Annotated in this window: 19 protein-coding genes and 3 pseudogenes; 15 read left to right on the forward strand and 7 right to left on the reverse strand. The window is 63.1% G+C overall.

Going from position 1 to position 21,375, the window contains the following annotated elements; genetic code table 11:
• Nucleotides 1-252: 252 nt before the first annotated feature.
• The 7 genes and pseudogenes from GRX64_RS04470 to atzF all read right to left on the reverse strand — a co-directional run bounded on the left by GRX64_RS04470 (nt 253) and on the right by atzF (nt 7,963).
• Nucleotides 253-912, reverse strand: coding sequence for a LutC/YkgG family protein (locus GRX64_RS04470; protein ID WP_166264063.1), 660 nt, complete (start codon nt 910-912; stop codon nt 253-255).
• Nucleotides 909-2,387: a LutB/LldF family L-lactate oxidation iron-sulfur protein gene (locus tag GRX64_RS04475; RefSeq protein WP_166264065.1), complete on the reverse strand. Its 1,479-nt coding sequence runs from the start codon at nt 2,385-2,387 to the stop codon at nt 909-911. The genes GRX64_RS04470 and GRX64_RS04475 overlap by 4 nt, the downstream gene beginning before the upstream one ends.
• Entirely contained in the window at nt 2,384-3,178 is a 795-nt protein-coding gene (locus tag GRX64_RS04480; RefSeq protein WP_166264133.1) for a heterodisulfide reductase-related iron-sulfur binding cluster, read from the reverse strand. Before GRX64_RS04480 ends, GRX64_RS04475 begins: the two co-directional genes overlap by 4 nt.
• A 264-nt stretch (nt 3,179-3,442) precedes the next feature.
• A complete protein-coding gene (locus GRX64_RS04485; protein ID WP_166264067.1) occupies nt 3,443-3,721 on the reverse strand; it encodes a ComEA family DNA-binding protein in 279 nt (92 codons plus the stop codon).
• Nucleotides 3,722-4,192: 471 nt separating this feature from the next.
• The gene (locus tag GRX64_RS04490) at nt 4,193-5,236 is read right to left on the reverse strand and encodes a 2-dehydropantoate 2-reductase (protein ID WP_166264069.1); all 1,044 of its coding nucleotides are present in this window, start codon (nt 5,234-5,236) and stop codon (nt 4,193-4,195) included.
• Nucleotides 5,237-5,367: 131 nt separating this feature from the next.
• Complete coding sequence (locus GRX64_RS04495; protein ID WP_166264071.1) at nt 5,368-6,108, reverse strand: GntR family transcriptional regulator; 741 nt, start codon at nt 6,106-6,108, stop codon at nt 5,368-5,370.
• A gap of 19 nt (nt 6,109-6,127) precedes the next feature.
• Nucleotides 6,128-7,963 (reverse strand): annotated as a pseudogene (gene atzF / locus GRX64_RS04500) (allophanate hydrolase).
• 477 nt (nt 7,964-8,440) lie between these two features.
• Between atzF and urtA the strand changes: the two are divergent.
• The 15 genes and pseudogenes from urtA to urtE (GRX64_RS04575) all read left to right on the forward strand — a co-directional run bounded on the left by urtA (nt 8,441) and on the right by urtE (GRX64_RS04575) (nt 21,266).
• The gene (gene urtA / locus GRX64_RS04505; protein ID WP_166264073.1) at nt 8,441-9,751 is read left to right on the forward strand and encodes an urea ABC transporter substrate-binding protein; all 1,311 of its coding nucleotides are present in this window, start codon (nt 8,441-8,443) and stop codon (nt 9,749-9,751) included.
• 161 nt (nt 9,752-9,912) lie between these two features.
• On the forward strand, nt 9,913-11,514 hold the full coding sequence (urtB, locus tag GRX64_RS04510; RefSeq protein ID WP_166264075.1) for an urea ABC transporter permease subunit UrtB: 1,602 nt from the start codon (nt 9,913-9,915) through the stop codon (nt 11,512-11,514).
• Nucleotides 11,515-11,706: 192 nt separating this feature from the next.
• Nucleotides 11,707-12,786, forward strand: a pseudogene (urtC, locus tag GRX64_RS04515) (urea ABC transporter permease subunit UrtC); the annotation flags it as partial.
• Between the two features lie 116 nt (nt 12,787-12,902).
• Nucleotides 12,903-13,727 carry an urea ABC transporter ATP-binding protein UrtD gene (gene urtD, locus GRX64_RS04520; protein ID WP_166264079.1) on the forward strand — a complete coding sequence of 275 codons (825 nt, stop codon included), beginning with the start codon at nt 12,903-12,905 and terminating at the stop codon, nt 13,725-13,727.
• On the forward strand, nt 13,727-14,425 hold the full coding sequence (gene urtE, locus GRX64_RS04525; RefSeq protein ID WP_166264081.1) for an urea ABC transporter ATP-binding subunit UrtE: 699 nt from the start codon (nt 13,727-13,729) through the stop codon (nt 14,423-14,425). Before urtD ends, urtE (GRX64_RS04525) begins: the two co-directional genes overlap by 1 nt.
• The gene (locus tag GRX64_RS04530; protein ID WP_166264083.1) at nt 14,422-15,354 is read left to right on the forward strand and encodes an urease accessory protein UreD; all 933 of its coding nucleotides are present in this window, start codon (nt 14,422-14,424) and stop codon (nt 15,352-15,354) included. Before urtE (GRX64_RS04525) ends, GRX64_RS04530 begins: the two co-directional genes overlap by 4 nt.
• 377 nt (nt 15,355-15,731) lie before the next feature.
• The gene (locus tag GRX64_RS04535) at nt 15,732-16,034 is read left to right on the forward strand and encodes an urease subunit gamma (protein WP_166264085.1); all 303 of its coding nucleotides are present in this window, start codon (nt 15,732-15,734) and stop codon (nt 16,032-16,034) included.
• Nucleotides 16,035-16,044: 10 nt separating this feature from the next.
• Entirely contained in the window at nt 16,045-16,362 is a 318-nt protein-coding gene (locus tag GRX64_RS04540; protein ID WP_166264087.1) for an urease subunit beta, read from the forward strand.
• Nucleotides 16,359-18,062, forward strand: coding sequence for an urease subunit alpha (gene ureC / locus GRX64_RS04545; RefSeq protein WP_166264089.1), 1,704 nt, complete (start codon nt 16,359-16,361; stop codon nt 18,060-18,062). Before GRX64_RS04540 ends, ureC begins: the two co-directional genes overlap by 4 nt.
• A gap of 35 nt (nt 18,063-18,097) precedes the next feature.
• The gene (gene ureE / locus GRX64_RS04550; protein WP_166264091.1) at nt 18,098-18,637 is read left to right on the forward strand and encodes an urease accessory protein UreE; all 540 of its coding nucleotides are present in this window, start codon (nt 18,098-18,100) and stop codon (nt 18,635-18,637) included.
• The gene (locus GRX64_RS04555) at nt 18,621-19,322 is read left to right on the forward strand and encodes an urease accessory protein UreF (protein ID WP_166264093.1); all 702 of its coding nucleotides are present in this window, start codon (nt 18,621-18,623) and stop codon (nt 19,320-19,322) included. Before ureE ends, GRX64_RS04555 begins: the two co-directional genes overlap by 17 nt.
• 32 nt (nt 19,323-19,354) lie before the next feature.
• Nucleotides 19,355-19,993 carry an urease accessory protein UreG gene (ureG, locus tag GRX64_RS04560; RefSeq protein ID WP_166264095.1) on the forward strand — a complete coding sequence of 213 codons (639 nt, stop codon included), beginning with the start codon at nt 19,355-19,357 and terminating at the stop codon, nt 19,991-19,993.
• A gap of 41 nt (nt 19,994-20,034) precedes the next feature.
• Entirely contained in the window at nt 20,035-20,220 is a 186-nt protein-coding gene (locus GRX64_RS04565) for a hypothetical protein (RefSeq protein ID WP_166264097.1), read from the forward strand.
• Nucleotides 20,221-20,331: 111 nt separating this feature from the next.
• Nucleotides 20,332-20,568, forward strand: a pseudogene (locus tag GRX64_RS04570) (ABC transporter ATP-binding protein C-terminal domain-containing protein); the annotation flags it as partial.
• Nucleotides 20,568-21,266, forward strand: a complete 699-nt coding sequence (urtE, locus tag GRX64_RS04575; RefSeq protein WP_166264099.1) for an urea ABC transporter ATP-binding subunit UrtE — start codon at nt 20,568-20,570, stop codon at nt 21,264-21,266. The pseudogene GRX64_RS04570 and the gene urtE (GRX64_RS04575), both read left to right, overlap by 1 nt.
• Nucleotides 21,267-21,375 lie beyond the last annotated feature (109 nt).

Raw genomic sequence — 21,375 nt, forward strand, 5'->3', positions numbered from 1 at the left:
ACACGGCTCTCGGATGGTTGCAGGGCGGCGTCCCATGGAACGGCACAGGTTACCTGAATTACCCGCCACCTTGCAGCGCATTGGTGACTGACGGGCCTGGGTATTGAATTCAAGACGCGGAGGCAAAACGCCCGCGGGGAAACCCGTGTGCCCGACGCCCGGCGTAACACCGATGAGCGGGCACGAGCATGGCACCCAAGAGGCTGCAACGGGTCTGAATTCAGATCCGTTGCAGGTCCTCCCGGCCGGACGCTAGTCCGCCCCCACCACGATAACAATCAGCTCTTTCGGGCCGTGGACGCCGTAAGCCAGCGTCTGCTCGATGTCGGCGGTTTTGGACGGGCCTGAGACCAGCAGCGCATTGGTGGGCATCCGGGACGCCCAGTTTTGCAGCGCGATGGCTTCCTGGAACGTCGAGAATATCTGGTCGGCTTCCAGGATGGCAATGTGCACGGGCGGCACCAGGCTCATCAGGCGAGGCTCGTCGGCGGTGGGCCACACGATCAGGGTGCCGGTCTCGGCGATGGCGCCGCGGGTGGACGTCACCGCCGCATCGACGTCGTTGAACAGGGTTGGCCGCCAGTCTTCAATCGGCGCGTCGTAGTGCAGCAGTTCGGGCAAGCCCGGGTGATCCGATGCCAGGATCTGCGCGCCGATGTCGTGCAGGCGGGGAATCAGCAGGTTCCGCGCGCCGCGCTTTTCGAGCACGTCGGCCAGGGTGTCGATCCAGTCCGTTGCCGAGGTGCGATGGACTTCGCCATGCACGGATTCCATCAACTGTTGAAACCGGTCGAGTTTTTCGGCCGCGCTCCAGTCCCGTACCATGCTGGTGGTCAGGCTGGCGGGCACCTCTGGCACGGGGCCGTCACGGCGTTCCCGGAGGCGTTGCAGAATTTGCTCGCGCGCGCTCATCGTGTGGCCTCCCGGTGTGGCTGCTGGGACGTGTTAGCGGCCGTAGGGGTGCGCTTTTGCATCATCTGATGCAGTGTTTGCGGGGCCAGCCGGGGCGCCGAACGATAGCGGGTCCAGGCGCCGAGTTTTTGGGGCACCAGGGCCCGCAGCCGGGCGGACACGGCGGTTCCCAGGCGGTACAGTTGCGGCCGGCTGTGCATCCATTGCCAGCCGAGCCAGGCCAGAGACTCCACGCGCCTGCGCTTGACGCCGTGGCCGCGCACCTCGCTGACTCGTAGCTTGTCGCCATCCACCGACTCGCGGCGCAGCCGGACCAACAGATCCGGAATCGGAATTTTCACCGGGCACACTTCGCCGCAGGCACCGCACAGCGACGATGCCGTTGGCATGTGCTGGGTTTCGTCCAGACCCAGTAAATGCGGCATCAGGATCGAGCCAATAGGGCCGGGATAGGTGGTGCCGTAGGTGTGACCGCCCACCCGCGTGTACACCGGGCAATGGTTCATGCAGGCGCCGCAACGGATGCAGCGCAGGGTTTCCAGCAGTTCGTTGTCCTGGTAGATCGACGAGCGCCCATTATCCACCAGCACCAGATGCACGGCCTCCGGGCCATCCTGTTCGCCGGGTTGTCGGGGCCGGGAAATCATATTGAAGTAGGTGGTGATGTGCTGGCCGGTGGCGGACCGGGTCAGCAGCGCGAGCAGCGGCGGCACATCGTCCAGTTTTTCCAGCACCTTCTCGATGCCGGTCACGGCAATGTGGCAGGCCGGTGCCGTGGTGGTCATGCGGCCATTGCCTTCGTTCTCCACCAGGCACAGCGTGCCGGTTTCGGCGACCGCGAAATTGACCCCGGACACCCCGACGTCCGCCTGCATGAATTTTTCCCGCAGTTGCTGGCGTGCGCTGGCGGTGAGGTAGTTCACGTCATGGGAGCGCTCGGTGCCGGTCTTGTCATGGAGCAGGTCGGAAATCTCGGTGGTGTTCTTATGGATCGCCGGCATGATGATGTGCGAGGGCGTTTCCTCCGCCAGTTGCACAATGTACTCGCCCAGATCCGATTCCAGCGCTTCAATGCCCTGGGCTTCCAGGTAATGGTTGAGCTCCATTTCCTCGGACACCATGGACTTGCCCTTGATGACCTTTTTTGCCTCCCGGGCCACACAGATGTCGCGAATGATCTGGCAGGCCTCGTCACCGTCATTGGCCCAGTGTACCTGCACCCCGTTGGCGGTGAGATTGGCTTCCAGCTGTTCCAGCAAGTCCGGGAGCTTGCTCAGCGCCCGCTGCCGGATATTGGCGCCCAAATCCCGCAACGCCTCCAGCTCCCACCCCTCAAACGCCGTCTGGCGTTTGGTCATCAGGCCGTCCATGGCCTTGCGGAAGTTGGCGCGGATCTGCGGATTGGCCAGGGCTTCACGGGCCCGGGGGTGAAATTCCTGCACAACCGAATGAGGGTGCTGGGATGGCTGGTTCATGACTGTGCTCCGTCATCATTGCCCGGTGCGGGTGTCGATACCCGTTGCCAGAGAAAACTGAGAATGTGTTGCCCGGTGAGCGGGCGCTCGGCCTTTTCCGCGCAGCCGGCAATGTTCATCAGGCAGCCACAATCGGTGGTGACAAATTCCGGGGCACCGGCGGTAATCATGCTTTCGACCTTGTCGGTGACCATCGCACCGGAGATTTCCGGGTGCCGGACCGCAAAGGTGCCGCCGAATCCGCAGCACTCTTCCGGCCGGGCCTGCTCCACCCGGGTCACGTTCTTGAGCTGGTCCAGCAGCCGTGGGCCAACGTCGGCCACGCCCATTTCACGGCGGGCCGAACAGGACGTGTGCAGGGCCACCGTGGTGGGTTCGCCCAGGTCATCCAGTTTGATATGGCAGACGTTGAGCAAAAAGTCCGTCAGTTCCCAGACCCGGCCGGCCACCGCATTGGCACTGTCGGCCTGGGGGGTGCCCCGGAACAGGTCCGGGTAGTGTTTGCGCATCATGCCGCCGCAGGATCCGGAGGGCACCACAATGGGCCAGTCGTCCGGAAACAGCCCCAGTTGCGAGGCCGCCACTGCGCGCGCTTCATCATGATAGCCGGAGGTGTAGGCCGGCTGGCCACAGCAGGTCTGGTTCTGCGGGAACACCACCTCAATGCCTTCGCGCTCCAGTAATTGCACACCGGCCAATCCGGCATCCGGATAAAACAGGTCAATCAGGCAGGTGCCGTAGAAATAGACTTTGCGTGGTTTTGGGGGATAAACCCTGATGGCATCGGTCATGATGATTTTCACTTGTTCCGGCGTTTGCAAAACGGTACTGGTCGAGTCAACCGCAATGCCTGAATAGAAGTACAGGATACGTAGGGTCTCACGGGTCAACGTGCAGACCAGCGTGTGAGCCTGAATTATTATAGGTCGTGTCTACACGATAGGTAGGCAAGTTTGGGCTGTCTAGGCGACTTTGGCAGCAATACAATGCGGGTGGGTAGAGCGGGGTCCGGCAGGGCGTGGAAACCGGCCCCGGTTAGCCGGGGCCGGCGGTTATCACTTAACGGTCAGGCGGGCGGCGTTATTTTCCACCGTCTTTTTGCCAATGCCACTGACCTTGCTGAGATCGCTGACGGTTGCGAACGGGCCGTGTTCATCGCGATACGCAACGATGGCGTCGGCTTTGGCATCGCCAATGCCGTCGAGGCTGGCCAGGGTGACCGCGTCGGCGGAGTTGATGTCGACCGGCGCCGTGGCGGCGGCATCGGCCTGGGCAAAGCCGGACATCAGTGAAAACAACAGGACCAACGTGGCCAAAAGCGGGTTACGTGTCATCAGTGCTGAACTCCTTGGAATTGAATTTGGAAGATAAGGTCTGACAGCAGAGTGAGGCGGGCACCGCAACGAACAGAGCCACAACGGGCAGGATGAGAGCGAAAACCGGAAGTCAAAGGCACAAACGAGGCTGCAGAGCGCAACCAGGTTGCGGTAGGTGAGGGTGAAGCAAGAAAATAAAGCCAGCGGAGTCACGGAGAAGGACAGTCCCTGTACCTCCTCCGTGGTTAACCCGTTAGCCTGATCCATCAGGCATTGACCATCCCTGTCTGTCGTCCTTGAACATTATCCCTGTTCTGCATCCTGCAGACCCGAGTCCATTCGGGTGGCGCATCCATGCAATGTCGGCGATCCGTGCAAACATTGCTTCCCTGCTACCGACCAGTCTACGGGGTTGCGTGAGACATAAAACCGGACTTAGTTACCAGCAAGCGTGCGAGATTGCTCACAGCGGTGTAGTCCGGCCAGTTTTCAGCCTTTAACCGGGTGATAATCGTCCAGGGCCTGCTTCAGGTATTTGAGCAGCGCCTCGGCCGGCCAGTCCTGGCGCTGGCCCTGCTCGTGCTGATGCACCAGGTTGGCCAGGGTCTGGTTAATGGGTGCCCGCACCGACAGTTGCTCGGCCAGGTTGACCACCTCGCCATTGATCCAGTCAACCTCGGTCGGGCGGCCGGCCTCAAGATCCTCCCACATGGACGACCGGGCAATCGGGTCAATGGCCAGCATTTTCCTGGCCAGTCGTGAGAACAGCCAGTCCGGCGATTTCATCAGGTAGGGAATCAGTTGCATGGGCACCGGTGTCAGGTTCACCGTCTTGATGCCGGCCATCTCCAGCAGGGTCAGCGTTTCCTGCTGGGCCATGGCCAGACAACGGCGGTAATCCCGTTGCGCCAGCTGTTCCAGCAAGGGCACACCGGACAGCGCGTTGATCGGATTGTTCAGGTTCAACAGCAGCTTGGACCACATCACGTCCGGCATGTCGGCCCGGGTCTCGATCGGCAGACCCGCACGCTGGAACCAGGCCAGGGCCTCGTCCAGGCTGGGGTGTTGCGTCGCCATCAGGTGGCCTTCGGTGCCATGGTGGAAATGGCCCGGGGCTTTTTGCACGACGTTGAACGGAATCATACCGGCCAGCACGGTGCAATCGGGCAACATGGCCTGCAGCCGCTCGGCGTTGCTGATGCCGTTTTGCAGGCTGATCACCGGGGTGCCGGGCTTGAGGACATCGGCAAGCTGGCGGCCGGCGTCTTCGGTGGCGGCCGACTTGGTGGTCACCAGCACCAGATCGGCGTCCTTGGCCTGCGCCACGTCCGTCGAGTATTGCGCCGGGGTCAGCGATGTCTGGTGTTCAAACCCCTCATAGTCAGTGACCTTCAGGGGCTGTTCCTGAAACACCGAGGCCAGACGGGGCCGGCCGATCATGGTGACACTGGCATCGGCGGACAGCAGACGCCCGCCAACGTAACAACCGACACTGCCGGCGCCAAAAATCACAATTCGATAGGGATGAGACATAGGCGGACCTTTTCGGTTCTTCTGATGAATGCATGACAAGCAACGGTGAACGCTTGTTTTTATTTACTATACAGCATGGCACAGGGAATGAATGTCTGGGGCGAAGCGGGGCGCTGCCCCGGGTGAGGGTTTTACTCGTCGAGTGCCTGGCGTTGCTGGTGAGCCTCTGCCGCCGCCTGAATTTTCTCCATGGTGATGTCGCGCACGGAGGCCTGGCTGGCCAGGATATGGTGCGTGAGTTTCTCTGCGGCCATTTGCGGCTGGTTGTCCGCCAGCGCGTCGAGAATCTCGCCGTGTTCGGTGTAAGTCGCGTCCACCCGGTATGGGCGAGTGAAATCCAGCCGTCGCACGATTCTCAGCCGTTCGGTAATCTCCAGATGGATGCGCGTCATTTCCCGGTTACCGGCGGCCGCCACCAAATCGCAGTGAAAGCGTTCGTCCAGTACCCGTACGGTGCTGCCAATCGCCCGCTCCGAGGGATGGTCGGGGTGCCAGATGGCCTGCAGTTGCTGCAGCACCGCCGGCGGCGACGTCAGCCGGCAGATCTTGTGCACGGCGGCCCGTTCCAACGTGATGCGCAGGTCATACAGTTCCTCGATCTGTCTGAAATCGAATGGCTTGATCTGCCAGCCGCTGCGGAACCGCACGTCCACGTGGCCCTCCCGTTGCAGCCGGTACAAGGCTTCCCGCACCGGGGTCCGGCTGACCGCCAGCCGGCTGGCAATATCGCCCTCGCTGAACTTGTCGCCGGGAATCAGCCGGAATTCGGCGATGCCCTCTTTCAGGGCGGCATACACTTCGTTCGCCGCGCTGTTCTTGCGGCGGGGTTTGGCGCCGGCCTTCGAGTCAGGCTGCCGTGGCGCTTTGCTCACACGCGCACTCGTGGGGTCATCAGCATTCTCCTTCGGCCGTCAGCGCCTTGATGTAGGCGCGCCAGCCACCAAATTCGGTCACATCCCGGGCCTGCTCCAGCGCATAGCCTTCACAGATAAACCCGTTCACCCATCGGCCATCGGCCAACTCCACATTACCCATACCCAGTGGCGCCGGAATCAGATCAACAAAGGAGCCAAAAGCGCTGGCCGGAATCTGCCATACCTCCACAATGATGGCCTCGCCTTCGCCTCCGGCCATCCGCCGCAAACCCGGTTTTGGCGGTGTGGTGTCGGGCAGCGCATACAGCCGGTAGGCCGGGGCGGTGGTGGTTTCCTCCAGCAGTGTCGCGTTGCGTTCGGTCAGTTGCGGGTTCAGTGGCATGCCGGACAGGTGGGCTCCCACCACGGCCACGGTCAGGGTGTCGGTCGAGGACATTTAAACAGTCTCCTTGGGGCGTTCACGGTCGGTGGCGCCCAGCAGTGTGGGGTAGGTGTTGAGCCAGTGGCGGGCCAGACGCTGCAAATCCCCATCTCGCCAGGCACCGGCAATCAGGGTGATGCCAAAAGGCAGGCCGTCGTTGCGAAAGCCCGCCGGAATCGCCAGGGCCGCCAGATCCGCCAGATTCACAAAATTGGTGTAGGTGCCCAGCCGGCTGTTGAGTCGCACCGGGTCATCGTTGACGGCGGCAATGGTGGGGGCAATCGGGGCCGTCGGCACCAGCAGGGCGTCCACGTCGGCCAGCAGGTGGTCGATGGCGCGCACCAGTTCCGCTTTGCGGTACAGCGCCTTGAAGGTGTCGGTGGCCGAGAACTGGTCGGCCTTGGCGATGATCCCGCGCACCACCGGATGAATGGCGTCGGCGTGGCTGGCCATGAAGGCTTCGATGGCGGCATGGCGTTCAGCCACCCAGGGCCCTTCGTACAACAGCGCCGCCAGCTCCGACAGCAGACTGAAGTCGGTCGGCACCAGCTCGACCCCCAGCGAGGACCAGCGGCCCAGGGCGGTGTCCCAGGCGTCGGCGGCAGCGGCGTCGCCAAACCAGTCCGGCGCCTGGGGAATGGCCAGGCGCGTGATGGTGCCGGGGCGTCGGATGGCGGGCGGCGTGTCCGGCAGCACCGTGGGCCGGGCGCGGGAGAAAGCGTCTGCGGGCTCGTATTGAGCCACATGCCCGAAGACCCGGCTGGCGTCGTCCACGGTGAGGGCAAAAATGGACACGCAGTCCAGTGACCGACACGCCGGGACGACGCCCTGAATGCTGATCGCGCCTTTGGTGGGCTTGAGCCCCACCAGATTGTTCAGCCCCGCCGGCACCCGGCCAGAGCCGGCCGTGTCTGTGCCCAGTGCGAAGGGCACCAGGCCGCGCGCCACCACCGAGGCGGAGCCCGAACTGGAGCCGCCACTGACCACGTCCGCCCGGAACGTATTGGGGACGGCGCCATAGGGTGAACGTGTGCCCACCAGCCCGGTGGCAAACTGATCAAGGTTGGTCTTGCCAATCACCACGGCGCCGGCGACCTTTAACCGCGCCACGACCGCGGCATCCTGTGCCGGCAGGTAAGCATAGCGGGGGCAGCCGGCGGTGGTCTCAAAGCCGGTGGCATCGATGTTGTCTTTGACCGCGCACGGCACCCCATAGAGCGGCAGCCGGGCCAGGTCGCCCCCGACCTCCTCCCGCCGTTGCGCCAGTTCGGCGAGGGCCGTGGCCAGGGTGTGGGGTGTGAGTGTGGCGATCCAGGCCGGGTCGTCGTCAGGCAGGGCATCCACCAGGGCTGACAGCAGTGTGTCCGGTGTTGCGCCTTCCTGATAAGCGGTGTGCCAATCCTGGAGTGTCCATCCGAGTGTTGCAGGCATGTTGTGGTCCCGTTCGGTCAGTCAACTTGTATACAACCGCTACCGCAATGCTCATGCCACCCCGTGGAATATTTTGATTGCTTATTCAAAACAGAAGGTTAAGAAACCGTCGGCGAGGCCTTCCGGTAGCGGGGTGCACTATTGCGGGGCGCGGCTGATTCGTCAGGCGCCATCCGGGGGCGTGGGATTTTACGGCGGGCGCCAGCGCGCCGGCTTCCCGTTACTGACTGGTTTCAATGATTATTTTGGTCATCAGAGACGGCTGGAGGGTGGGCAGAGTGTTGTCGCGTGGCCCGCTTTTGCGGTGCCGGATGACGCCAAGTGGTGCGCTTTGACCCGGGGCAGGGTCTGGTTTGGGCGCTTGTATACTAGCTAATTTGTTGTTTTTAAAAGGGTATAAGGGAGGGTGGAACGCCTGATGCAGAGGTCGGTTGGTGTTAAGAAGTACAACATTTTAACTAAAAAAGGACGCACACTATGACGCTCAAAAAACATGTGAAAGCCGGGCTCTCCGCACTCGCACTGTCCATTGCCGTTTCCCTTGCACCCACCGCAACCGCTGCGGAAGACCCGATCAAAGTCGGTATTCTGCACTCGCTGTCCGGCACCATGGCGATCAGTGAATCCACCCTGAAAGACACCATGCTGATGCTGATTGAAAAGCAGAACGCCGCCGGTGGCATTGAAGGCCGCATGCTGGAGCCGGTGGTGGTGGACCCTGCCTCCAACTGGCCGCTGTTCGCCGAGAAAGCCCGTGAACTGCTGGCGAAAGAGAAAGTCGACGTCATCTTCGGCAATTGGACCTCGGTGTCCCGTAAATCGGTGCTGCCGGTGATCGAGGAACTGAACGGCCTGCTGTTCTACCCGGTGCAGTACGAAGGTGAGGAATCGTCCGAGAACGTGTTCTACACCGGGGCGGCGCCCAACCAGCAGGCGATCCCGGCGGTGGATTACCTGATGAACGACATCGGCGTGAAGCGCTGGGTACTGGCGGGTACCGACTACGTCTACCCCCGCACCACCAACAAGATTCTGGAAACCTACCTGAAAGATCACGGTGTGGCCGCAGCGGACATCATGATCAACTACACCCCGTTCGGGCATTCCAACTGGCAGTCCATCGTGTCGGACATCAAGACCTTCGGCAGCCAGGGTAAGAAGACCGCCGTGGTTTCCACCATCAACGGCGACGCCAACGTGCCGTTCTACCGCGAGCTGGCCAACCAGGGCCTCGCCGCGTCCGACATTCCAGTGGTGGCGTTCTCCGTGGGTGAGCAGGAACTGTCCGGTATCGACACCGCACCGCTGGTCGGCCACCTGGCGGCCTGGAACTACTTCATGAGCGTGGACAACGACGCCAATTACGACTTCATCGATGCCTGGGTGGCCTACACAGGCAAGGACGACGCCGTCACCAATGACCCGATGGAAGCGCACTACATTGGCTTCAACATGTACGTCGAAGCGGTCAAGAAAGCCGGCACCACCGAGGTGAACGCGGTCAAAGACGCCATCATCGGTGTGTCCGTGCCCAACCTGACCGGCGGCTACGCCACCATGATGCCCAACCACCACATCACCAAGCCGGTGCTGATCGGCGAAATCCAGGACAACGGCCAGTTCACCACCGTGTGGCAGACACCGTCGACCGTGGCTGGCGATGCCTGGTCTGACTTCCTGCCGGGTTCCAAGGACCTGATCAGTGACTGGCGCAAGCCGCTGTTCTGCGGCAACTACAACGTTGTCGAAGGCACCTGCGGCGGCAAGTCCAAAGTGGCGGCCAACTAAGCCGACAGCGGGGTAAACCCACCCGCCGTTGGAGACAGTCACAGCGGGCGCCGGATTCGGTGCCCGCTGTGGTCTTGCCACCGTTCAACCCGAGCCTCTGGCCGCGCTGAACACCGATTGACCGGACGTATCGATAGCCACCAATACAACAGGACGGAACCATGAGCATCCTTCGATCGCTCACGCAGCTGTTTGTCGTCTGCTGCCTGTCATTACCACTGCTGGCGCACGCACAGGACACCCGGGAAGAAGGCCCGGCACTGCTGCAAGCCCTGGCAGAGGCCTCCAGCGCCGACAAAGGCGACGTCATCAGCCGCATCGCCAAAAGCGGCGACGAGCGCGCCCGGGACTGGCTGGCGGCGTTTGCCGACGGCAAGCTCAGCCGCATCGAAGACTCCGGCCAATTCGTCATCGTGCTGGAAAACCGGGGCCGCAACTGGACAGTCGCCGACGCCCTGACCGGCGAACCCATGGGCGAAGTCTCCCGCCGTGAGCTGGACACCATCCGCATCAACAACGCCCTGCGCCGCGAACTGGACAGCATTCTCTCCGTCATTGACCTCACCGTGAACAACGCCGAGCGTCGCCTCGAGGCCGCCCGTGCCCTGCGGGGCCGTGTCGATGCCGCGCTGTCGAAACGCCTCGCCGAGCTGCTGCCAGACGAATCCGACGACCGCGTGCGCACCGTGTTGCAGGACGCGCTTGCCATCTACCGCCTGGAGCAGGGCGACATCACCGCCGTCGCACCCCTGTCCGGCAGCCTGAATTCCGAAGTCCGGGCGGCCCTGACCTCCGCCGCCCGCAGTGATGACCCCAAACTGGTCGCCGCCGCCAACGACGCGCTGGCCAGCATTGAACAGAAGCTCAAATTCAACCGCGCCGCCGAAACCCTGTACTTCGGCCTGTCGCTGGGTTCGGTGCTGGTGCTGGCCGCCATTGGCCTGGCCATCACCTTCGGCGTCATGGGCGTGATCAACATGGCCCACGGCGAGCTGATCATGCTGGGCGCCTACACCACCTGGGGCATGCAGCAACTGCTGCCGGGCCAGCCCGGGCTGGCGCTGGTGCTGTCGATTCCCGCCGGCTTCCTGGTGTCGGCACTGGCCGGGGTCGCCATTGAGCGCAGCGTGATCCAGTTTCTCAAGGGCCGGCCGCTGGAAACCCTGCTGGCCACCTTCGGCGTCAGCCTGATACTGCAGCAACTGGTGCGCACGGTGATTTCCCCGCTTAACCGCACGGTCATCACGCCGGAGTGGATGAGCGGCTCGGTGATGATCAACGAAGCCCTGTCGCTGACCCTGAATCGTCTCTATGTGCTCGGCTTCGCCCTGGTGGTGTTTGCCGGGCTGATGCTGATCATGCGCAAGACCCGGCTCGGCCTGGAAGTGCGCGCGGTCACCCAGAACCGGGCCATGGCCCGCTCCATGGGCATCAAGGCCACCCGGGTCGACATCATGACCTTCGCGCTGGGCTCCGGCGTCGCCGGGCTGGCCGGGGTGGCGTTGTCCCAGCTCACCAACGTCGGCCCTAACCTCGGCCAGAACTACATCATCGACTCATTCATGGTGGTGGTGTTCGGCGGCGTTGGCAGCCTCTGGGGCACGCTGGTCGCCGGGCTGTCACTGGGCACCATCAACCAGTTGCTGGAACCCTGGGCCGGGGCCGTGCTGGCCAAGATCGTGGTGCTGGTCTTTATCATCCTGTTCATTCAAAAACGCCCGCGCGGACTGTTCCCGCAAAAGGGCCGTGCCGCGGAGGGTTAGGGTGTCTCGTCCAGCCAAGTCTTTCATCCACGGCGTGACCCAAGCGTCACGCCCTTCGGGAGCCTTTAAGCGCCTTGACAGCGGCCTTGCGGCGCCCCGATCTGGAACCACCCAACCTTCGCTACCGCGCCATGCTGTCAAAATTTTCCCGAGGCCCGGTAAATCAACCAATCCGCCAGAAGGGACACCCGTATGTGGTTAACCCGACCTCTGAGTGAGCGTTCGACCCAGCTGTTCCTGGGCATTCTGTTCATCGCCATGCTACTGGTAACGGTACTGCACGTGGCGCTGCCGGAAGGCCACGCGCTGCACGTCAGCGCCTACACCGTCACCCTGCTGGGCAAGTACCTGTGTTACGCCCTGCTGGCGGTGGCGGTGGATCTGGTCTGGGGCTACCTGGGCATTCTCAGTCTGGGCCACGGCGCCTTTTTTGCGCTCGGTGGCTACGCCATGGGCATGTACCTGATGCGTCAGATCGGCGATCGCGGCGTCTACGGCGACCCGCTGCTGCCGGACTTCATGGTGTTCCTGAACTGGGACGCGCTGCCGTGGTACTGGCAGGGCTTCGACATGGCCTGGTTCGCCGTGATTATGGTGCTGCTGGCGCCGGGCCTGCTGGCGCTGGTGTTCGGTTTCCTGGCGTTCCGCTCCCGGGTGACCGGGGTCTACCTGTCGATCATCACCCAGGCGCTGACCTTCGCGCTGATGCTGGCGTTCTTCCGCAACGAGATGGGCTTTGGCGGCAACAACGGCCTGACCGACTTCAAGGACATTCTGGGCTTTAACCTGCGCACCGACGCCACCCGGCTGGGGCTGTTCCTTGCCACCGGCGTGGCGCTGGCGGTGGGCTACATCGTCTGCCGCGCCATCGTCGCCAGCAAGCTGGGCCGGGTCAGTATTGCCTGCCGGGACGCCGAGGCCCGCACCCGCTTCCTGGGTTACCGGGTGGAGCGGGTGCAGCTGTTCGTGTTCGTGGTGTCGGCCATGCTGGCGGGGGTCGCGGGCGCCCTGTACGTGCCGCAGGTGGGCATCATCAACCCCAGCGAGTTCTCGCCGCTGTTTTCCATTGAGATCGTGGTGTGGGTCGCCCTCGGCGGTCGCGCCACACTGTATGGCGCAGTGATCGGGGCGGTGCTGGTGAACTACGCCAAAACCGTGTTCACCGGCATCATGCCGGACGCCTGGCTGTTCGCCCTCGGCGCCCTGTTCGTGCTGGTTACCGTGTTCCTGCCCAAGGGCATTGCCGGCCTGTTGCCCTCGCTCCGTCGACCGAAGGTTGGGGACGATCCGGCGGCGCCCGGTCCGGGCCATGACCCGGGCTATGATCCGGACCACGACCCGGACCAAGCCGCCGATGCCCAGAGCCCCGCCAACCGGGAGGCCACCGTATGAGTTTCATTTCGGAGCTGAGCCACCGCGACCGGGTGTTTGATTTTCTCACCCCGACCCTGTCGCCGGTGGATGTCCGCCACGGCCCGATCCTGTACATGGACGGCGTCACCGTGACCTTTGACGGTTTCCGGGCCATCAACGACCTGAGCCTGACCATCGACGACGGCGAGCTGCGCTGCATCATCGGGCCCAACGGCGCCGGCAAAACCACCATGATGGACATCATCACCGGCAAGACCCGGCCCGACACCGGCTCGGTCTGGTTCGGCAGCCGCCACAACCTGCTCACCAAAAGCGAGCCCGACATCGCCAGCCTGGGCATCGGCCGCAAATTCCAGAAGCCGACGGTGTTTGAAGCCCTGTCGATCTTTGAAAACCTGGAATTGGCGATGTCGGCGGACAAGCGGGTGTTCCCGTCCCTGACCGCCCGCATGACCGGCGAGACCATTGACCGCATCGAGGAGGTACTGACCACCGTCGGTCTGACCCGGCTGCGCCATCGGGCCGCCGGCATTCTGTCCCACGGCCAGAAGCAGTGGCTGGAAATCGGCATGCTGCTGATGCAGAAACCACGGCTGCTCTTGGTAGACGAACCCGTCGCCGGCATGACCGAGCAGGAAATGGAACGCACCGCCGAACTGCTCACCAGCCTCGCCGGCAAACAGTCGGTGGTGGTGGTGGAGCACGACATGGGTTTTGTGCGCTCCATCGCCCGCACGGTCACCGTGTTGCACCAGGGCAGCGTGCTGGCGGAAGGCACCATGGACCAGGTCTCCAACGACCCCAAGGTCATCGAAGTTTATCTGGGGGAGGGTGCCTGATGCTGAAGATCGAGAAACTCAACCAGTTCTACGGCGAAAGCCACACCCTGTGGGACCTGGAACTGAACGTGCCCGAGGGCCAGTGCACCTGCGTGATGGGCCGCAACGGCGTCGGCAAGACCACGCTGATGAAGTGCGTGATGGGCGAGGAAACCGTCAAGGACGGCCACCTGATGTTCAACGGCGACACCGACCTGACCCGGCGCAAAATCGAAGACCGCTCCCGCCTCGGCATCGGCTACGTGCCCCAGGGCCGGCAAATATTCCCGCTGATGACGGTGGAAGAAAACCTGCGCACCGGCCTGGCGGCCCGCAGCGACGGCCGCAAAACCATTCCGGACCGGGTCTACGAACTGTTCCCGGTGTTGAAGGAAATGAAAAGCCGGCGCGGCGGCGACCTGTCCGGCGGCCAGCAACAGCAGCTCGCCATTGGCCGGGCACTGGTGATCGAACCCCGCTTGCTGATCCTGGACGAGCCCGGGGAGGGCATCCAGCCCAACATCGTGGCGCAGATTGGCGAAGTCATTCGCACGCTGATCGCCGAAGACGGCCTGACGGTGCTGCTGGTGGAGCAGAAGTTGCCCTTCGCCCGCAAATACGCCGACAACTTCGTGATCATGGACCGGGGCCGCCGGGTCTCCCAGGGCAGCATTGCCGAGCTGTCCGACGCCCTCATCAAGAAGCACCTGACGGTATGACCATCTACACGCCGCCCGTCCCGCCCTTCGACCCGGCCCGGCTGGCAACCGCCGAGCCGGCCAACGATTCCGGCCATCGCTTCGATGCCGGCCGGCATTGGGCGGCCTCCATCGAGCTGGGTTTTGAGGCCCGCCACGAACACGGCGACCGCATCACCCGGCTGACCCGCCGCCGGCATCAGGGCCCGCTGCGGGTGCAGCGGCCATTCTACCCCGAGGGCAAAACCGGTTGCTGCCACGTCTATCTGTTGCACCCACCGGGTGGTCTGGTCAGTGGCGATGCCCTGCACATCAACGCCAACGTCGGGCCCGGGGCGCAGGTGCTGCTCACCACCCCGGCCGCCGCCAAACTCTATAAGGCCGACAGCCACGGCGTGGCCTGGGCGCAGCACACCCACCTCACAGTTGCCGACGGCGCGACGCTGGAATGGCTGCCCCAGGAAACCCTGGCCTTCGATGGCTCCCGGGGGGAGCAGACCACCACCGTGGACCTGACCGGCGACGCCCGCTGCCTGGGCTGGGAAATCCTCGCCCTGGGCCGGCCCGCCAGTGACCTGCCCTTTGTCAGCGGCCATCTGGAACAACGCTTCCGGCTCAGCCGTGACGGTCGCCCGCTGTGGCTGGAGCGCCAGCCCATGGACCCCAAACACCCGCGCTTCAAAGGCAAATGGGGGCAGGGCGGCGCCACCGTGCAGGCGACATTATGGGCGGCAGGCCTGACCGACGACGCCGAGGCCATCGACGCCGTGCGCGCGGCCCTGCCAGCCAGCCCGCGCTGGGCCGTCACCCGGCGCCGGGGCGTGCTGTTGCTGCGCTACCTGGGCCACGAACGCAACGAAGCCTGGGCCCTGTGTCAGCAGGCGTGGGAAACCCTGCGGCCCCGCCTGACCGGGCAACCGGCGCAGACACCGAGAATCTGGCTGACGTAGCCGCAGTGGATCAATCCGGCGGCTACGGGAGAACAAAGCGGCAACGGCCAATGTGGCAGTTGCAGACAACTGCCGCGGCCGCAGACCAAGGCCGCTGGCACAGACCAAGGCCACTGGCACGGAGCAATGCCGCTGGCACAGACCAAGGCCGCTGGCGCGGACAAAGGTCGCTGGCACAGACCAAGGCCACTGGCACGGACCAAGGCCGCTGGCACAGACCAAGGCCACTGGCACGGACCAATGTAGCCGACGCTTCAGCTTCGGAGGCGTCGTCAGACGCCCGCATGGCAATCGGCAGGTCCGGGGCCTGCACCGAAGCGGAAGCGTCGGCTACGAAAGATTGAAACAGGAACATCCAAAATAACGGAGTGACAACAATGGAACTCACACCCAGAGACAAAGACAAGCTCATGCTGTTCACCGCTGCCTTGCTGGCGGAACGGCGCAAGGCCCGGGGCCTGAAACTCAATTACCCGGAGGCGGTCGCGCTGATCAGCGCCGAAATCATGGAAGGTGCCCGGGACGGGCGCACGGTCGCCGAACTGATGAGTTCCGGCACCGAAATCCTGACCCGCGACGACGTCATGGACGGCGTGGCCGACATGGTGGCCGAAGTCCAGGTCGAGGCCACCTTCCCCGATGGCACCAAGCTGGTCACGGTCCACAACCCCATTATTTAAGGAGCCTGAGATGATACCCGGCGAATACCAACTCAAAGACGGCGACATCGAACTCTGCGAAGGCCGCGAACGCATCCAGATCGACGTGGCCAACACCGGCGACCGACCGGTCCAGATCGGCTCCCATTACCACTTCGCCGAAGCCAATCCCGCTCTCGATTTCGACCGCGCCAAGGCCCGGGGCTACCGATTGGACGTCGCCGCAGGCACCGCCATCCGCTTCGAACCCGGCCAAAGCCGCGAAGTCACGCTGATTCCGTTTACCGGCGGCAGGGAAATCTACGGTTTCCGTCAGGAAGTCATGGGCAAACTGGAGGGCCAGAAATGAAAATCACCAGGCAAGCCTACGCCGACATGTACGGCCCAACCACCGGCGACCGGGTAAGGCTCGGCGACACCGACCTGTGGATCGAAGTGGAAAGCGACACCGCCCACTACGGCGACGAAGTAAAATTCGGCGGCGGCAAAGTCATCCGCGACGGCATGGGCCAGAGCCAGCGCGCCGATGACTCCGTGATGGACACCGTCATCACCAACGCCCTGATCCTCGATTGGTGGGGCATCGTCAAAGCCGACGTCGGCATCCAGAAAGGCCGCATCGCCGCCATCGGCAAAGCCGGCAACCCCGACACCCAGCCTGACGTCACCATCGTCATCGGCCCCGGCACTGAAATCATCGCCGGTGAAGGCAAAATCCTCACCGCCGGCGGCATCGACGCCCACATCCATTTCATCTGCCCCCAGCAGATCGAAGAAGCCCTGATGAGCGGCGTCACCACCATGCTCGGTGGCGGCACCGGCCCGGCCACCGGCACCAACGCCACCACCTGCACCCCGGGCCCCTGGCACATCGGCAAAATGCTTCAGGCCGTGGATTCCCTGCCCATGAACATCGGCTTCCTCGGCAAAGGCAACGCCAGCCTGCCGGAATCCCTGGAACTGCAAATCCAGGCCGGCGCCATGGGCCTGAAACTGCACGAAGACTGGGGCACCACCCCGGCCTCCATCGACAACTGCCTCACCGTGGCGGACAAATACGATGTGCAGGTGGCCATCCACACCGACACCCTGAACGAATCCGGGTTCGTGGAAGACACCCTGGCGGCGTTCAAGGAACGCTGCATCCACACCTACCACACCGAAGGCGCCGGCGGCGGCCACGCACCGGACATCATCACCGCCTGCTCCAAACCCTACGTGCTGCCGTCCTCCACCAACCCGACGCGGCCCTACACCGTGAACACCATCGACGAACACCTCGACATGCTGATGGTGTGCCACCACCTGGATCCGAACATCCCGGAAGACGTCGCCTTCGCCGACTCCCGCATCCGCCGCGAGACCATCGCCGCCGAAGACATCCTCCACGACCTGGGCGTGATCTCCATGATCGCCTCTGATTCCCAGGCCATGGGCCGGGTAGGGGAAGTGGTGTGCCGCACCTGGCAGACCGCCCACAAGATGAAACAGCAGCGCGGCCTGCTGCCGGAAGACGAAGCCCTGGGCGCCGACAACCTGCGCGCCAAACGCTACATTGCCAAGTACACCATCAACCCCGCCATCACCCACGGCATCGCGCACGAAGTGGGCTCCGTGGAAGTGGGCAAGCTGGCGGACCTGGTGCTGTGGAGCCCGGCGTTCTTCGGCGTGAAGCCGGCCACCATCCTCAAGGGCGGCATGATTGCCGCGGCGCCCATGGGCGACCCGAACGCCTCCATACCGACACCCCAGCCGGTGCATTACCGCATGATGTTCGGCGCCTTCGGCAAGGCCGCCAGTGCCACCCGCCTGAGCTTTGTCAGCCAGGCCGCCATTGACGCCGGCATTGGCAAGGAACTGGGGCTGGACAGCCCGCTGTCCGCCTGCAAGGGCGTGCGCACCGTGCGTAAGAGCGACATGAAGCTGAACGACGCCTGCCCGCACATCACCGTAGACCCGCAAACCTACGAAGTGCACGCCGACGGCGAACTGCTTACCTGTGAGCCGGCCACCGAACTGCCGCTGGCCCAGCGCTATCACCTTTTTTAAAAAAAAACAGCTCATGGCTGTTCCAGGAGACCGACATGCTTGAACTTACCCAAAGGGTCGGACCGGTCGAGACCGCAGAAATCCACGACCACCTTACGCTGCCCTTCGAGCTGCGCATGCGCGGCCGCCTGCGCGCTAAAACCGACACCGGTTACGACGTCGGCCTGTTTCTCGACCGCGGCCCGGTGCTGCGCGAAGGCGCCTTCCTGCAGGCGGAGAGTGGCGAGATCATCCGCATCCGCGCTGCTGATGAGCCGGTAGTCACCGCTTACATCGAGCCGGGCCTGGCCATGGCGCGGCTGTGCTATCACCTGGGCAACCGCCACGTGGCGCTCCAAATTGGCGCCACCGGCAGTGACGACCAGGCCAAAACTGGTAAGACCGGTTGGGTACGCTTCCCGCCGGACCACGTGCTGGAAGAACTGGCCGAACGCCTGGGTGCCACACTGGAGCATCACCGGGCACCGTTTGATCCGGAGCCGGGCGCCTACGCCCAGGCAGGCGAGGGCAAGTCTCACGGCCATTCCCACAGTCACAGCCATAGCCACGGGCACGGCCATGACCACTCCCACTGACAGCAACCAGACCCCGGTGGGCGATCTCGCCCTGCTGGGATTACTGCAACTGGTCAGCCCCGCGCTGCCCATCGGCGCCTTTGCCTGGTCCCAGGGCCTGGAAAGCGCCTTTGAACTGGGCTGGGTGAACAACGAAGACGAGCTGGGTGACTGGCTGGAAGGCGTGCTGGAAGACGGCCTCACCCGCTGCGAACTGCCACTGCTTCAACGAATGCAGCAAGCCTGGGAAAGTGGAGACGGCGAGGCGGTGGCCGAGTGGAACGACTGGTTGCACGCCACCCGGGAAACCGCCGAACTGACGGACGAGGACATCCGCCTCGGAGCCGCCCTGGTGCGCCTGCTCGGCAGCCTGGAGCTGTTACCGGCGAACGATCTGCTCCCGGAAGACCCCGGCTACGTCACCCTGTTCGCCTGGGCCGCCCACATGCGCCGCGTACCGGCACGGCAAACCCTGCTCGGCTTCGCCTGGGCCTGGCTGGAGAACCAGCTCGCCGTTGCCTGCAAGGCCATGCCCCTGGGCCACACCGCAGCCCAGCGCCTGACCGAACGGCTGCGCCCGCAACTGGTGATGGCCGTGGATAATGCTTTGGAGAAAGAAGATCACGAGCTTGGCCCCGTAATACCGGGCCTGGCGCTCGGCAGCGCCCTGCATGAAACCCAGTATTCACGGCTTTTCAGAAGCTGAACCAACAAAGAACAGAAACAGGAGAACACGCCATGAAACATTGCCTGAGAGTAGGCGTCGGCGGCCCGGTCGGCTCCGGCAAAACCGCCCTGCTGCGCCAGCTGTGCAAGGCCCTGAAAGACCACTACGACATCGCCGTGGTCACCAACGACATCTACACCCGGGAAGACGCCGACTTCCTGCTCAAACACGACGCCCTGCCGGCGGACCGCATCCTCGGCGTGGAAACCGGCGGCTGCCCGCACACCGCCATCCGCGAAGATGCCTCCATGAACCTGGCGGCCATCGACGACCTGCAGAGCCGCCACCCGAACCTGGAACTGGTGCTGGTGGAATCCGGCGGCGACAACCTCTCCGCCACCTTCAGCCCGGAACTGTCGGACCTCACCCTGTATGTGATCGACGTGTCCGCCGGCGACAAGATCCCCCGCAAGGGCGGCCCCGGCATCACCAAATCCGACCTGCTGATCATCAACAAGATCGATATTGCTGAGCAGGTGCATGCCTCCCTCGACATCATGGAGCGGGACTCCCAAAAAATGCGCGGCGAGCGGCCGTTTGTGTTCGCCAATCTGTACGACGGGGTAGGGCTGGAGACCATTATCAGCTTTATTCTGGAGCGAGGGATGTTGCCGGAGCGCCGGCCTGGGAAAGTGGCGGAAAGCGCCTGAAATACGAATTTACAGCCAATTAAAGATCAGGAGATATAGAAATGAAATTTAAAACACAAATTGCCACTGCCACCAGTTTGCTGCTGGCCGCTACTGTTGCTTCCGGCCATTCAGGTCACGAAGCCCTGGGCGACGGAGTGCACATGGAATATCTGTTTGCGATTGGGGCTGCCTGTATTGTTGCGATCTATGCATTGATTCAGCACAAACGAGATAGGCAAGACTAGGGTTTGTATTAGCGTTACCTAACTCCTCGACACAACATGCAGTGATGTGTCGGTAATGGTGGATTTCTGAGCCAAATGGTTGGACTTGTGTCCGCAATAGAGCGGTATTCGGTAGATGACCCCGTAGCCGGCATGACCGAACAGGAAATGGAGCGCACCGCCGAACTGCTCACCAGCCTGGCCGGTAAACAGTCCGTGGTGGTGGTGGAACACGACATGGGCTTTGTGCGCTCCATCGCCCGCAAGGTGACCGTGCTACACCAGGGCAGCGTGCTGGCCGAAGGCACCATGGACCAGGTCTCCAACGACCCGGAAGTGATCAAGGTTTACCTGGGGGAGGAGGCGTAATGCTGAAGATCCAGAAGCTCAACCAGTTCTACGGCGAAAGCCACACCCTCTGGGATCTGGACCTGGACGTACCCCAGGGCCAGTGCACCTGCGTAATGGGCCGCAACGGCGTGGGCAAAACCACCCTGATGAAATGCATCATGGGTGAGGAAACCACCAAGAGCGGCAGCATTGAATTCGCTGGCGATGTGGAGCTCACCAAGAAGAAAATCGAAGACCGCTCACGCCTCGGAATCGGCTACGTGCCCCAGGGAAGGCAGATATTTCCGCTGCTGACCGTGGAAGAAAACCTCCGCACCGGCCTGGCCGTGCGCCAAGACGGTAGCAAGAAAATCCCCAAGCGAGTCTACGAACTCTTTCCCGTACTCAAGGAAATGAAAAACCGCCGTGGCGGTGACCTCTCCGGCGGGCAGCAACAACAGCTCGCCATCGGCCGCGCCCTCGTCATCGAACCCCGCATGCTGATCCTGGATGAACCGGGGGAGGGCATCCAGCCCAACATCGTCGCCCAGATCGGCGAAGTCATCCGCAAGCTCATCGAAGAAGACGGCCTGACCGTGTTGCTGGTGGAGCAGAAGCTGCCGTTTGCGCGGAAGTATGCGGACCGGTTTGCGATTATGGATCGGGGGAGGCGGGTTGCTGAGGGAAGGATTGGGGAGTTGAGTGATGAACTCATCAAAAAGTATTTGACGGTATAGCCCCCTGGCTAACATCCTGCCTCATCAAGCATAGCAGTCCTATCTTTCGAAAACTCTGCGGCCGGAAATTTCCGGCGCGGAGTTTTTGTATTTATGTAATCCCCAGGGC

Source organism: Marinobacter caseinilyticus (assembly GCF_011074955.1).
GTDB classification, from domain to species: Bacteria; Pseudomonadota; Gammaproteobacteria; order Pseudomonadales; family Oleiphilaceae; genus Marinobacter; species Marinobacter caseinilyticus.

Coding starts and splice junctions, on each gene's coding strand:
- urtB (WP_166264075.1), top strand. CDS start 9,913: ATGAGCATCCTTCGATCGCTCACGCAGCTGTTTGTCGTCTGCTGCCTG.
- ureE (WP_166264091.1), top strand. CDS start 18,098: ATGCTTGAACTTACCCAAAGGGTCGGACCGGTCGAGACCGCAGAAATC.
- GRX64_RS04475 (WP_166264065.1), bottom strand. CDS start 2,387: ATGAACCAGCCATCCCAGCACCCTCATTCGGTTGTGCAGGAATTTCAC.
- GRX64_RS04485 (WP_166264067.1), bottom strand. CDS start 3,721: ATGACACGTAACCCGCTTTTGGCCACGTTGGTCCTGTTGTTTTCACTG.
- ureG (WP_166264095.1), top strand. CDS start 19,355: ATGAAACATTGCCTGAGAGTAGGCGTCGGCGGCCCGGTCGGCTCCGGC.
- urtD (WP_166264079.1), top strand. CDS start 12,903: ATGAGTTTCATTTCGGAGCTGAGCCACCGCGACCGGGTGTTTGATTTT.
- GRX64_RS04530 (WP_166264083.1), top strand. CDS start 14,422: ATGACCATCTACACGCCGCCCGTCCCGCCCTTCGACCCGGCCCGGCTG.
- GRX64_RS04540 (WP_166264087.1), top strand. CDS start 16,045: ATGATACCCGGCGAATACCAACTCAAAGACGGCGACATCGAACTCTGC.
- GRX64_RS04480 (WP_166264133.1), bottom strand. CDS start 3,178: ATGACCGATGCCATCAGGGTTTATCCCCCAAAACCACGCAAAGTCTAT.
- urtE (WP_166264081.1), top strand. CDS start 13,727: ATGCTGAAGATCGAGAAACTCAACCAGTTCTACGGCGAAAGCCACACC.
- GRX64_RS04555 (WP_166264093.1), top strand. CDS start 18,621: ATGACCACTCCCACTGACAGCAACCAGACCCCGGTGGGCGATCTCGCC.
- GRX64_RS04535 (WP_166264085.1), top strand. CDS start 15,732: ATGGAACTCACACCCAGAGACAAAGACAAGCTCATGCTGTTCACCGCT.
- ureC (WP_166264089.1), top strand. CDS start 16,359: ATGAAAATCACCAGGCAAGCCTACGCCGACATGTACGGCCCAACCACC.
- urtE (WP_166264099.1), top strand. CDS start 20,568: ATGCTGAAGATCCAGAAGCTCAACCAGTTCTACGGCGAAAGCCACACC.
- urtA (WP_166264073.1), top strand. CDS start 8,441: ATGACGCTCAAAAAACATGTGAAAGCCGGGCTCTCCGCACTCGCACTG.
- GRX64_RS04470 (WP_166264063.1), bottom strand. CDS start 912: ATGAGCGCGCGCGAGCAAATTCTGCAACGCCTCCGGGAACGCCGTGAC.
- GRX64_RS04565 (WP_166264097.1), top strand. CDS start 20,035: ATGAAATTTAAAACACAAATTGCCACTGCCACCAGTTTGCTGCTGGCC.
- GRX64_RS04490 (WP_166264069.1), bottom strand. CDS start 5,236: ATGTCTCATCCCTATCGAATTGTGATTTTTGGCGCCGGCAGTGTCGGT.